The organism is Delftia sp. DT-2 (assembly GCF_028401915.1).
Taxonomy (GTDB): Bacteria; Pseudomonadota; Gammaproteobacteria; order Burkholderiales; family Burkholderiaceae_C; genus Comamonas; species Comamonas tsuruhatensis.
The window spans coordinates 1-11,639 of the sequence record NZ_JAQOTI010000014.1 but is presented as its reverse complement, the minus strand read 5'-3'; the positions used below and the strand labels follow the sequence as shown (position 1 = coordinate 11,639).

Annotated in this window: 13 protein-coding genes; 3 read left to right on the top strand and 10 right to left on the bottom strand. The window is 57.6% G+C overall.

Features of this window, described 5'->3' with window-relative positions; genetic code table 11:
* Positions 1-67: 67 nt before the first annotated feature.
* Both PO605_RS23435 and PO605_RS23430 read right to left on the bottom strand, forming a co-directional pair.
* Positions 68-649, bottom strand: coding sequence for a TetR/AcrR family transcriptional regulator (locus PO605_RS23435; protein ID WP_047472376.1), 582 nt, complete (start codon positions 647-649; stop codon positions 68-70).
* 55 nt (positions 650-704) lie between these two features.
* Positions 705-1,655 carry a LysR family transcriptional regulator gene (locus PO605_RS23430; protein WP_272206924.1) on the bottom strand — a complete coding sequence of 317 codons (951 nt, stop codon included), beginning with the start codon at positions 1,653-1,655 and terminating at the stop codon, positions 705-707.
* A gap of 123 nt (positions 1,656-1,778) precedes the next feature.
* Here PO605_RS23430 and PO605_RS23425 point away from each other — a divergent pair, with 123 nt between their 5' ends.
* The 3 genes from PO605_RS23425 (at position 1,779) to PO605_RS23415 (ending at position 5,639) form a co-directional block, all read left to right on the top strand.
* The gene (locus tag PO605_RS23425) at positions 1,779-2,795 is read left to right on the top strand and encodes a Bug family tripartite tricarboxylate transporter substrate binding protein (RefSeq protein ID WP_272206923.1); all 1,017 of its coding nucleotides are present in this window, start codon (positions 1,779-1,781) and stop codon (positions 2,793-2,795) included.
* A 4-nt stretch (positions 2,796-2,799) separates the two neighbouring features.
* On the top strand, positions 2,800-4,716 hold the full coding sequence (locus PO605_RS23420) for an AMP-binding protein (protein WP_272206922.1): 1,917 nt from the start codon (positions 2,800-2,802) through the stop codon (positions 4,714-4,716).
* A 194-nt stretch (positions 4,717-4,910) separates the two neighbouring features.
* Positions 4,911-5,639, top strand: coding sequence for a DUF4198 domain-containing protein (locus PO605_RS23415; protein ID WP_272206921.1), 729 nt, complete (start codon positions 4,911-4,913; stop codon positions 5,637-5,639).
* 114 nt (positions 5,640-5,753) lie between these two features.
* Here the strand turns inward: PO605_RS23415 and PO605_RS23410 are convergent, their stop codons facing one another.
* The 8 genes from PO605_RS23410 to PO605_RS23375 form a co-directional block, all read right to left on the bottom strand.
* Positions 5,754-6,467: a hypothetical protein gene (locus tag PO605_RS23410; protein WP_272206920.1), complete on the bottom strand. Its 714-nt coding sequence runs from the start codon at positions 6,465-6,467 to the stop codon at positions 5,754-5,756.
* A gap of 112 nt (positions 6,468-6,579) precedes the next feature.
* Positions 6,580-7,452 carry a hypothetical protein gene (locus PO605_RS23405; protein ID WP_272206919.1) on the bottom strand — a complete coding sequence of 291 codons (873 nt, stop codon included), beginning with the start codon at positions 7,450-7,452 and terminating at the stop codon, positions 6,580-6,582.
* Positions 7,453-7,466: 14 nt separating this feature from the next.
* Positions 7,467-7,886 (bottom strand): hypothetical protein, encoded by a 420-nt coding sequence (locus tag PO605_RS23400; RefSeq protein ID WP_272206918.1) that lies wholly within the window; start codon positions 7,884-7,886, stop codon positions 7,467-7,469.
* A 60-nt stretch (positions 7,887-7,946) separates the two neighbouring features.
* A complete protein-coding gene (locus PO605_RS23395) occupies positions 7,947-8,525 on the bottom strand; it encodes a hypothetical protein (RefSeq protein WP_272206917.1) in 579 nt (192 codons plus the stop codon).
* 674 nt (positions 8,526-9,199) lie between these two features.
* Entirely contained in the window at positions 9,200-9,454 is a 255-nt protein-coding gene (locus PO605_RS23390; protein ID WP_272206916.1) for a hypothetical protein, read from the bottom strand.
* Between the two features lie 211 nt (positions 9,455-9,665).
* Complete coding sequence (locus tag PO605_RS23385) at positions 9,666-10,133, bottom strand: hypothetical protein (RefSeq protein WP_139093507.1); 468 nt, start codon at positions 10,131-10,133, stop codon at positions 9,666-9,668.
* Positions 10,134-10,518: 385 nt separating this feature from the next.
* Entirely contained in the window at positions 10,519-11,046 is a 528-nt protein-coding gene (locus tag PO605_RS23380) for a hypothetical protein (protein ID WP_156136076.1), read from the bottom strand.
* Positions 11,046-11,639 (bottom strand): RHS repeat-associated core domain-containing protein (locus tag PO605_RS23375; RefSeq protein ID WP_272206915.1); only part of this gene is annotated, 594 nt, incomplete at its 5' end. The genes PO605_RS23380 and PO605_RS23375, both read right to left, overlap by 1 nt.

Here is an 11,639-nt window from a genome sequence, read left to right as displayed (position 1 = left end):
GGTGAAGGGTTTAAAGTTGACCAGTCGTCTACAAACAAGGCAAATAAAAAGCGGCGGCCAGGCCGGCTCAGCCCAGCAGCCGCTTCGTGGACACAAGGGCTGCGGCAAATGGCTCCTCATGCCGGCCCAGCTTGGACAGCAGGGAGGCGCCCAGCCACAGCTGGTACAGCGATTCGGCCAGCGCAGGCGCGTCCAGGTCGGATGTGATGGAGCCATCGGCCTGGCCGGCGCGCACGCAGTCGGTCAGCCGGGTGATGATGGCGTCGGTGCCGGTGCGCAGCACCGAGCGCATGTCGTCGGACAGGTCGCAGACCTCGGGGCCCAGCTTGACCACCAGGCACTGGCCTCCTGCATGGGCCGAGCATTGTTTCTGTGTCCAATGGCGGAAGTAGGTCATCAGCCGGGAGATGGCCGGGTCGGGCGTCTCCATGAGCGCATCGATCTTGGCCAGGTACTCGTCGAAGTACTCCTGCAGCAGGGCCTGGCCGAACTCTTCCTTGGACTTGAAGTAGTAGTAGAAGGAGCCCTTGGGCACGCCCGCGGCCGCGACGACCTCGGCCAGGCCGACGGCCGTATAGCCTTTCTGGGTCATCAACGCCTTGGCCACATCAAGGATGTGCTGGCGTGTTTCCTGTGCGGGTTTCTTCATGGGATCGAAGTCTAACGTAAAAACCGACCAGTCGTCTACAAACTTTGTTCCAGCGTCATTCCGACGGTTGCAAGGCCTGCGCCGTGTCGGGCAAGTCACCCGGCCGGATGATGCGCGCAAGGCCCATCCTGTCGCTCAGAAAGTCGATCAAGGCGCGGGCGGCGCCGGACTGGAAGCGGTTGGGCATGTACAGCATGAACATGCGGCCCTGGTTGATGCTGAATTCGTAGTCCTGCATGGCCAGCACGACGCGGCCATCTTCCACCTCGCGGCGCACCATGTAGTCGGGCACCAGCCCCACGCCCAGGCCGCCGGTGATGCAGTCACACAGGAAAGGGTAGCTGCGCGACATCAGCGTGGGCGTGATGTCCAGCTCCTCCAGCGGCTGGCCGTTCCGTGCGATCTGCAGGCGCACCTTGCCGCTTTCTCCGCCCGATGTGATGAGCGGCGTGCGCGACAGCTCGGACGGTGTTTCCGGCAGGCGGTGGCTGCGCAGCCAGTCGCTGGAGGCGCACAGGCTGTAGCGCACCGGCCCCATGTCGCGCGCCACCAGCATGGGCGGCGGGTCGGACATGACGCGGATGGCGATGTCCACGCTGTCCTTGAGCAGGTTGTCGATGAAGTTCTCCAGGCGGATGTCCAGCACCACCTGCGGATGGGCGCGCTTGAACTCGATCAGCCACGGCGCCATGACCAGGTGGCCGTAGCCGGTGGGCACGCTCAGCCCGATCTTTCCCGAGATGTCGTCCGTGCTGCTTTGGGCCAGCTCGCGCACCAGCTCGGTCTCGTTGAGGATATTGCGTGCATGGCGGTAGATGCGCTGGCCGACCTCGGTGGCCTCCACGCCCTGGGGCGTTCTGCGCAGCAGCGATGCGCCCAGGGACTTCTCCAGCCGGGCCAGGTGGTAGCTCACGTTGGCCCGCGACATGTTCAAGAACTTTGCCGCCTGGCTCAGGTTTCCGTGTTCGATGATCTGGACAAGGATGTTGAATGCCAGGAGATCCATGCGCTGCAGTCCAAGGGGGTGTCAATATTGTTTGACATGATGTCAACCGCCGCCGCCATTGTCAAAGAGGGTGCGCTGGGCAGAATGGGCCAGCCAGAACACATAAACATTCAAGGAGACAAGATGGCAGGCATCACAAAAAGACAGGCGTTGGCCAAGGGCATGGCGCTGGGCGCCATCGGCGTGGCTGCGTTCGCATCGCTGTGCGGCGCGGCGCAGGCCAATACCGATACCGGCGCCTGGCCCGACAGGCCGATTCGCCTGGTCGTTCCCTTCCCGCCGGGCGGGCCCACCGATGGCGCGGCGCGCGTCTACGCCGAGGCGCTGGCGCGCCAGCTGGGCCAGCCTGTGGTGATAGAGAACAAGCCCGGCGCATCGGGCGCGGTGGCGGCAGGCCAGTTCCGCACGGCTGCGCCTGACGGCTATACGCTGATGATGATGGTCACACCCACCATCATGGCGCCGCATTTCTTCAAGAACGTCAAGTTCCACCCGGCCACGGATTTCGCCCCGGTCACCAAGATCTATGACTTGCCCAATGTGATTGCGGTCAATGCGCAGTCCTTGCCCAAGGTGACGGACCTCAAATCGCTGTTCCAGTACGCCAAGGCGCAGCCCTCCACGCTGGACTACACCAGCTCCGGCGCGGGCAGCTCGGGCCACCTGAGCATGGAGCTGATGAAATCCGCCAGGCTGCACACCATGCAGCACGTGGCCTACAAGGGCAGCGCGCCCGCCATGAACGACACGTTGGGCGGCGTGGTGCCGGTGATCTATGCGGACATGGTGTCTGCGCTGCCCCATATCCGCAGTGGCCGGCTGAGGGCGTTGGCGGTGGGCACGCCGCAGCGCGTGAAGGCGCTGGACGGCGTGCAGACCATGGCCGAGCAGGGCTTTGGCGGCTATGAGGCATCGTCCTGGGGCGGCCTGGTGGCACCCAGGGACACGCCGCGCGCCATCATCGACAAACTCAGCGCCACCTCGCGCCAGCTGCTGGCCACCGACGAGGTGCGCGACCGCTTCGAGAAGATCGGCGTGACGGCCGCCTACCTCAACCCCCAGGACACCGAGGGCCTGATCCGCAGCGACTACACGCGCTGGGGCGAGGTGGTGCGCACCAACGGCCTGGGCGCGGAGTGAGCCCATGGCCATGAGTCCTATTCCTGCGCAATCCATGTTCCGGCCCCTGCGGGCCGTGCGTTCCCTGGCCGATGTGGAGGCCATCGAAAGCCAGCCCATGGCCGGGCTGATCACGGCGCAAACGGTCTACGACCTCTTTTGCAACTCCGCGCGTGAGCACGGCCAGGGCAGGGCGCTGAGCTTTCTGCCCCAGGCCGGCAGCGTGGATGATGCCCGGCACCTGAGCTATGCCGAACTGCTGGGCAAGATCCACCAGACGGCCAACGCCCTGCATGCGCTGGGCATGGGCGCCAGCGACACGGTGGCCATCCTGCTGCCCGGCTGCATGGAGTACCACTTTGCGCTGTGGGGCGGTGAGGCGGCGGGCATCGTGCAGCCCATCAATCCGCTGCTGAGTGCCGAGAAGATCTCTGCCCTGATGCGGACCACGGGCGCGCGCTTTCTGATTGCCTGGGCGGACGAGGACGATGCCGGCATCCGCGAGAAAGCCACGGCGCTGGATGCGGATCTGGCGCATGTGCTCTGGGTCTCGCATGAAGGCCGGACTCCCCTGGGGGATGGACAGCGCTGGCCCGCCAGCGATCTGAACGCCGCCCTGGCCGCCCAGCCCTCCGACCGGCTGGTGAGCGGGCGCCAGCCCCAGGCTGGCGACGTGGCGGCCTACTTCCATACCGGGGGCACCACGGGTGCGCCCAAGATCGCCGTGCAAACGCATGGCGCCCAGGTCTACACCGCCTGGGCCAGTGTGCAGATGCAGGGCCTGAACACGGCCGACCGCACCATCAACGGCTACCCGCTGTTCCATGTGGCGGGCGTGCTGCCGGGCTCGCTGGCCTGCTTTTCGGCCGGGGCCCACGTCATCATTCCGACCACGGGGCTGTTTCGCAACAAGGCCGTGATTGCCGGCTTCTGGCGCATGGCGGCACAGTGGAAGCCCACGCTGATGTCGGCCGTGCCCACGGTGCTGGCCGCGCTGGTGGAGGTGCCGCTGCAGGGGGCCGATGTGTCCTCCATCCGCTACTTCCGCACGGGCGCCGCGCCGCTGTCGCCCGAGGTGGCGGCGCGCTTCAAGGCGCACAGCGGCTTCCATGTGCACGAGAGCCTGGGCATGACCGAGATGACGGGCATCTCCACCATCACGCCGCCCGGCCTGCACGCGGCGGCCGGCCATGTGGGCCTGCGCCTGCCGTTTGCGCGCCTGGCCGTGCGCCGCATGGGGCCGGACGGCAGGCCATCGGACCAGGAAGCCGCGCCCGGCGAAACCGGGATGGTGGTGTTCCAGTCGCCCAACCTGTTTTCCGGCTACCTGGGCGGCATCGAGCCGTCCAGCTACCTCACTGATGACGGCTGGCTGATCACGGGCGACCTGGGCTCGGTCGGCGACGACGGCCTGCTGCGGCTGCGCGGGCGTTCCAAGGACGTCATCATCCGCAGCGGGCACAACATCGATCCGCAGGTGATAGAGCAGGCGCTGGAGCGCCATCCCGCCGTCAAGGCCTGCGCCGCCGTGGGCGCACCCGATGCCTATGCGGGCGAGGTGCCTGTGGCCTTTGTCGCGCTCCACCCCGGCGCCCAGGCCGATGAGACCGAACTGCTGGCCTTTGCCGCAGCCGGCGTGGACGAAGCGCCTGCGCGCCCGCGCTATGTGCGCATCATCGATGCGCTCCCCACCACCAACGTGGGCAAGGTCTACAAGCCGCGCCTACGCAGCATGGCTGCGGAAATCTACGCCCGCACCCTGGTGGCCCAGGCGCATGAGCGCATGGGCCTGCCGCTGCCGCCCGCGGCCAGCACCACGCATGCGGAAGGCGAGGGCTTTGTGCTACGCCCGGCCAAGGCGCACGACAGGCGCCCTTGGGAGCAGGCCGCCGAGGCGCTGGCCTTCACGGGCGAGCCGGTGCGCATCGAGGATGCCGCCTGAGCGCTGGGCCGAACCCCATTGCAGCCACCTGGTGAACTGCGCCGGGGCGGTGTGCAATGCACATAGAATGCAAACCATTCGCATTCAATAACCAATGCGGCGCCATGCGGCCGCACCCCACTGCCCAAGCACGTTCATGCCGTCGGCCCGTTGTGGCGCCGATGGCTGTTTTTTTGTCCTTTGAGGAAGCTGCAATGAAGAAACACTGGATTCTTGTCTCCGCACTCCTGGCCGCCAGCGGCGCCAGCCAGGCCCACCAGATCTGGCTGGAACAGCCGGCCGGCGAAACCGCCGTGATCCGCTTTGGCGAATTCGGCGACAACCTGCGCGAGACATCGCCGGGCCTGCTCGACAAGTTCGGCAAGCCCGTGGCCACCCTGGTGTCTGCCCAGGGCGAGAAGGCGGCCGATGGCCGAAAGACCGGCACCGGCTTTGCGCTGCCCTTCAAGGCCGGCCAGGGCGACAGCATCGTGGCCGAGGATGCCGGCTACCCGCTGTACACCAGCAAGAAGGGCGAGCAGGAACTGCGCAACTGGTACCACCCGGCCGCGCGCCTGATCACCGGCTTTGCCGCCCAGGCCCCGCGCCTGACGCTGGATGTGGTGCCCTTGGGCAAGGCCGGCGAGTTCAAGGTCATCTACAAGGGCCAGCCGCTGCCCAAGGCCAAGGTGGTGCTGACCGTGCAATCGGGCTGGAGCAAGGAAGCCCATGCCGACGAGCAGGGCCTGGTGCAGTTCGACATGCCCTGGAAGGGCACCTACGTGGCCGAAGCCACGCACGACGAGCGCAGCGGCGGCGAGCGTACCGGCCCGAACGGCGCAGAAAAATACGACGGCGTGCACTACGTGACCTCGGTCACCTACGTCAAGCCTGATGGCGTCGCCGCCATCCCGGCCGGCCCTGCAGCCAAGCCCAACAAATAGGCACTGCGGTCCTGCACGGTCCGCACCACCCCGCACCGGCCGGTGCGGGGCACCGGTTTCCATGGCGTCCGGGCCTGCAGGCATACGGGCGCGACGCCAGCCACCAGGCAGTGCTCAGGGCAGGAACGGTGACGACAGCAGCCGCAAGCCGATGGAAAACCACCGCTCCTGCGTGCTGCTGCCCGCGCGGTTGCCGTAGGTGGCATCGACCTGCACATGTCCAGGCACCAACCAGTAGCGCAGGCCCATCTGGTAGAAGGGCTTGCCCTGGTTCTGGCCGAATGTCTCGGCAATCAGCCAGGTGCTCTGGCTCAATTGGGCCTCGGTTGCCAGGCCCCAGGTCATGAGGTTGCGATGTGTCTGCGCCGTGCGCAGCCAGCCCACGTTGGTGTGGAAGAACAGCCGGTCATCGCGCAGCGAGAACGTGACGGGCACATAGGCGTACAGATCTCCCCGGCCCTGGCCCTCGTCATTCGGATGCCGGGCATTGCCCACGGCCAGGCCCCAGCCCCAGCCATTGGGCTGCAGTTCCTTGAACAGGGTCTTGCCCTGGATCACCACGTCCGTGGTCCGGCTGCTGCCGTCCTCGCGCGTGCGTGCCGCGCCCAGCGTCAGCTCCAGATTGCCCGTGAAATTGCAGGCCGGCTGCGCCCAGAATTCCGTGCTGTCCTTTTTGGACTTGGCCCAGCTTTCCAGCTGGCAGGACTTGGCATCGACGATGCGGGCATCGTCCGTGATCATGGGCCGGGCTGCATGGGCCGGGCTGGTGCCGAGACAGGCTGCCAGGCCCAGGGCTGCTGCCGTCCAAAGGGAGTGGGGATTGCGCATGGCCCGCCATCCTAAAGCCGAAAAATGACGCCATCAGAACATTGCTGTGCCAGGAGCGCCACAACAACGGCTGTGCACGGACTGGCCCATGTGGCCGTATATGTCCTTGCCCTTATATGGCCGGCACATCCAGGCACAGACGCAGACCCGCCATCTGGCCGGGCATGTTGGCCAGCGGCAGCTGAAGCTCCGTCAGCAGCATGGCCTGCTGCATGGGATGCTGGAACGGATAGAACGCCGCCGCACCGCCACGGATGCGCCACTCGTGCGGACTGGCCTGCAGCCGGGTGAACGTGGCCACCGCCAACGCCGCCATTCCCCAGGGATTGGCGGCCGCGCGGTTGAGCTGCCCATCGCCAAACTGTGTCAGGCACACATCCCCGGACAGATCGCGCTGGGGAACTGCGTCCCCGCACACATACAGCCGCTCCGCGCCCGCCTTCGCAACGTACTCCCACTCATGGTCCCAAGGCAGGCGATAGCCCGTGGCGGCCAAAAAGCGCTGCGCTTCCTCTTGCGTGACATAGGCGGGAAACGGCCCGTCCTCGCTGGAGAAATCAGGCCGCTCCAGCCCATCGCACAAATCCACATGCTCTTCAATCACCCACTCGAACGTGGGAAAGCGGCCCATCAGAAATGCGGGCACATGCACGGGATCGGCCTCCTGCGCTGCATGGACCACCGGCGCAATCAAGGACCAGTCCTCCGCAGGGATCGAATCGCGCAGCTTATCCAACCGCTGCGCCGTTGCCTCGTAGGTGAAATCGCCGCCCAGGACCAGGGTCAGCGTGGTCTCATGCTGCGCATCGTAAAAGCAGGGAACCTCCCATGTTGCGCCCTCAGCAGGTTCTGTAGAGACGAATGGTTTGGCGAACTCGAAGCCGCGCGGCAGCCCCTCCAGAATGGCTTGGCAAATCTCTTCGCGGCGGGAGGGCAGGGTGGATTGCCAGGATTGGGGGCTGGCAAGCTCGGGTATGGTGTGCATGGTCGGGACAAAAATCACATGACTTCAAACAGATGAAATTTGACGCCGTGCGGATTCTTGCCGAAATCTCCAGACAGCTCGCCACGCATGGTCAGATCGCACTTCTTGTCTTGCATGAAAACATCCATCTCGTAGCCCCAGCCTCCGTAATTCAATCGATAGACCCTGATTGAAGAATTTTCATCGTCGGCACAAATTTCATCTTCTTCCAGAATGATCTGGCTACCTATTGGAGGAGGTGCAAGCGAGGTGAAATCGTCTTTGCCGAGATAATTTTCCAATGCTTCAAAAGCCTCATCCACTTGCAGTGGGCTGATGCCGAAGTGGGCTTCAAGGGTTTTCAGATCTTGGTGAAAGAATGCGGTCGCCAGCAAGCGGATGGATTTCTCTGCGGTCTCCAGGTTGAGTGTGTGAAGATTTTGGGGTGTATTCATATGAGTGGGCAGCTGCCATGTCTGGATGTTAAATAAAGATTGAAGGATTATTGGTGGTAATTATTTCAATATATGACCCGTGGCTACCAATATTTGTTTTATTTTTCTAAGCTTCCTGTTACTCCTTCTCGCCAGTACTGCAGATATTTCAGCGAAGTCATTTTCAACAGCCTTGGAGGAGATTTTTCTGTTTTTCATATCATCGATTATTGCGGCATTGGTTTCAAATGTGAGGGCTAGAGGGTTTTCCTTGTGGTATGAAAATCTACAAACGCATAGATCATTAATGATGAGTGCGCCATCGGAGTTTTTGCTGTCAAGGAACAATCTCATGTTGGCTGGCTTATTGATCATCTTAAGGATGGTGGATAACCTGAATCCATGGAAATCAAGGCCGCTGCCCCATATTTTCCCTTTGAGCGTGTATATCTTGAAGTTGATTCCCTGGTTTTTATTCACTATGGAATAATATTTCTCGAATAATTCATGATCATGCGGATCTCCCTCTCTGGAAAATCCCGTGCATGCCAGGTCTTCTATGCTTTCTGGCACCGTTGCTGATGTTTCAACATTCAGACATATTTCTCCAAATAGATATTTTATTAAAATAATGCTTATATCTGGGTAATCGATTGTCATAATGTAGGGGCTATGTATCCAACTGTATGGGCTTCAATAATACATTTGCCTTTTGCAAAGGGAATCGTGTGGCAGAAAAGAAAGTCAGGCAATCGGCTCTGATTCTTAAGATGTTCAGTCCCACAGTGAGATGCCACGACCAGTAGCTCAAGAGTAGGCCGTGGTGCGGCCCAGGCCCCTTGGCCATGTTCGGCGGTGATCCAGTGGCGCGCCGATCTGGTCGCACTGGTACCAGTAGGTGCTGTGTTCCTCGCCCGCTCCCTGAATGGTGGCCAGCGGTACAAAGCTGCTTGGCTCGTAGATATAGATAGAGCGCCTGCCTTGCACCGCGTTGGCTGTGCACCATGAGGTCGCCATCCCACAGGTAGTGGGTGCTGCAGAAGACATCGCTTTTGGCGACACATCGGCCCGTGGGGTCGTAGGCGTAGCGGGTGGCCTGGGTGACTCCGTGGCGCGTGGTGTTCGATTCGATGAGCTGGTGGTCTGCGTTCCAGGTCAGGTCCAGCACTTCCTGAGTGTCGGTCTTTTGGTTGCCACGGGTGCGGCGGGTGACGTTGCCGCGCACGTCGTATTCAAAGTGGAGGCCCTGGTATAAGCACAGGCGGCATACTAGGTCTGCGGATATGAATTATGGCAATGGTTCCAGTGAGATGCACGTAGCTTATATTTATGTGTCAATCTGGGGTTGCCCAAAGATCGGCAGATAGGTTATGAATAAACCTGGAGGCAATGGGTTTGCTTAGTTTTTGATGTACTAAGGTTTGGGTATCTGAAAAAACAAGGCCAAAAGGTAGAGTCCCCTGAAAACCACGATAGCTCGATACTCCTTGAGCATAGAACGCTACCTGTTTGAGAATAAAATCGCCGCCCATATGGATGGAGTTATCTTTGAAGATTCGATTATAGTTGTCTTGATTTTCATAGATCAACGCAATGCTATGCTTCTCGTTTTCTTCAATCTAGCTATTTCTTGCATTTATAGCTGCTGCTTCAGTATCCTCTTCGTATTCTTCGTCTTGCTCTGCAAGATGAGGTCGTTCAAAGATTCGATGCTCCTGAAGCCAAGCATCGAAAGAAGGATCATTGGGAGATTTTCCAATGAATGAAACGAGAATTTTTCCATCCATAGAATATGAGATTCTATTTAAGGTTGAGATTCTTTGCGTCGAATTTGTTAATCTTTCTTATTCTTATGGTTTCTATGCCTTTCCACTTGTTTTTATAGAATATGATAATTATGTGGTTGTCCTTTTGATACGCTTGGACAAGGTCTTCCTGATTCTTGCTGACTGATTTTCCCAATTTTTCTTCAACCTGTGATTTGTCCATTGCAAAAGCGAGGTTGAATGGATTTTCTTTTTCAAAGCCTTTATTGATATCGAATGATTCAAAAGTGAACCAGCCATCCCCAATAGGTGGGGAAAGATATTTTTCCTTGTATGAATCTGTGGGGTCAAATTCCATGGAAATCAATTTGTCTTTGGTTTTTATTCTTGTTGTTGAATCTCCCTTTGGCATCTTTTTTATGTCATTCTCGAGAAGAAATGACTCAAAATCATCACTTGTCGAAGTATGACCTAGGAAGGATAGCAATCTTTCGGTATTCATCATATTTCTTATGTTGATGGTAATTTTGGTTTCACGGCTTTATGAGATAACGCCATGTCTTCGACATATTTATCAAAATCAAAATCCTTTAGCTCTTCCACTGATTGCATATACTCTTCAAGCATCCATGGTCTTTCGTGAGCCACGGATTTCCCCGGCGAGCAGGTCGCCGGCGTAGAGGAGGGGGGCGCCCGAAGGCATCGTGCTTGTCGATTCGCCGGCCCAGTGCGTCGTGGCTGTCGGTAGCCTACGTACGCACAGGCTTCTTGAGAGGAGTTCTGCAAAATCTATTTTTCCGTGATTTCAACCAAATGAAATTAAATTTCACGGGTGATGATCGTTTGAAAACAGTTTTTTGCGAATCAATTTTCAATTGGCCAAGAGTCTAATTCTTGGAATAAACCACAAAACTACCTTTGTTCGGATTGCTACTGCCTTTCCAACCACAAGGAAATCCCGATGACTTATATATTTTAAATACTCTTTCAAAGAAATCTATTTTTTCCTCGGAGAATAATCTGGATTTTGCGCAAAACACCAAATCTTCATAAAATATATTCATTAGAAATTCATAGTCATCGTCATCTATACCTAATTCCATAATAAGATGTTTGTTGTTATTTATTATTTTTTCGTAATAATTTTCCGAATCTCGATGTATTGCAAATTTTTCCAAATAATTGGGTGGAGGCGGGATTTCAATTTTCTTTTGTGCGGAGGAAAATATATCTTGTAAAAAATAATAGGGTTTTTTGATATCCTGATCTGTATATATTTCTAAGGCTCTATGTATATTTGTGACAATCTCTGTATTTTTATCACTGCCTTTATATATAGTGCTGAGAAATTTATTATCCCTCATGAAAATTAAAATCTCCTGCACATCTGCCGGAAAGTCAGTTATGGTCGTCATTAGAATCCTCCTTTTTTCAAGAGATCGTCCCAAAGTTTGAATGTAGATCCTTCACTTTTCATTATTGGCGTTCCTTTTTTTAACTCTTTGTGTAAGAAATCCTGCATTTCATTTACTCTTTTTGAGAGTTGCTTGGGACATCCGCCCGATGATGCTATTTCTCTATCTATTGCAGATAATATGGCGTCGGAATAGTCATTGTGATTAGTATTGTGGGTGGATTTTCCAAACCATTTTCCCTTCTTTCCTCCAAATTGCCCTGTTTTCTTGGGTAAATTGATAAGATTCTCTAAAGCGTGTCTGTCTATGCAGTTGAGAATAGGTCTTTTGTTAAAAATATCTTGTGGTACTTTGTGATGTGTTTGATGATCTGGAGATTTACCTGCTACCCGATCCATTCTATTTCGATGGGTTGATAGACCAGCAGGATCAATCCATTCAATTGGATTGACCCCATATAAATAGAAATTTTCACCACCAAACAACCCAATCGGATCCTGATGCACAAACCTCCCAACCACAGGATCGTAATACCTGAACCGGTTGTAATGCAGCCCCGTCTCGCCGTCAAAGTACTGTCCCTGGAACCGTAG

Coding starts and splice junctions, on each gene's coding strand:
- PO605_RS23410 (WP_272206920.1), bottom strand. CDS start 6,467: ATGCGCAATCCCCACTCCCTTTGGACGGCAGCAGCCCTGGGCCTGGCA.
- PO605_RS23430 (WP_272206924.1), bottom strand. CDS start 1,655: ATGGATCTCCTGGCATTCAACATCCTTGTCCAGATCATCGAACACGGA.
- PO605_RS23405 (WP_272206919.1), bottom strand. CDS start 7,452: ATGCACACCATACCCGAGCTTGCCAGCCCCCAATCCTGGCAATCCACC.
- PO605_RS23395 (WP_272206917.1), bottom strand. CDS start 8,525: ATGACAATCGATTACCCAGATATAAGCATTATTTTAATAAAATATCTA.
- PO605_RS23415 (WP_272206921.1), top strand. CDS start 4,911: ATGAAGAAACACTGGATTCTTGTCTCCGCACTCCTGGCCGCCAGCGGC.
- PO605_RS23380 (WP_156136076.1), bottom strand. CDS start 11,046: ATGACGACCATAACTGACTTTCCGGCAGATGTGCAGGAGATTTTAATT.
- PO605_RS23385 (WP_139093507.1), bottom strand. CDS start 10,133: ATGAATACCGAAAGATTGCTATCCTTCCTAGGTCATACTTCGACAAGT.
- PO605_RS23425 (WP_272206923.1), top strand. CDS start 1,779: ATGGCAGGCATCACAAAAAGACAGGCGTTGGCCAAGGGCATGGCGCTG.
- PO605_RS23435 (WP_047472376.1), bottom strand. CDS start 649: ATGAAGAAACCCGCACAGGAAACACGCCAGCACATCCTTGATGTGGCC.
- PO605_RS23420 (WP_272206922.1), top strand. CDS start 2,800: ATGGCCATGAGTCCTATTCCTGCGCAATCCATGTTCCGGCCCCTGCGG.
- PO605_RS23400 (WP_272206918.1), bottom strand. CDS start 7,886: ATGAATACACCCCAAAATCTTCACACACTCAACCTGGAGACCGCAGAG.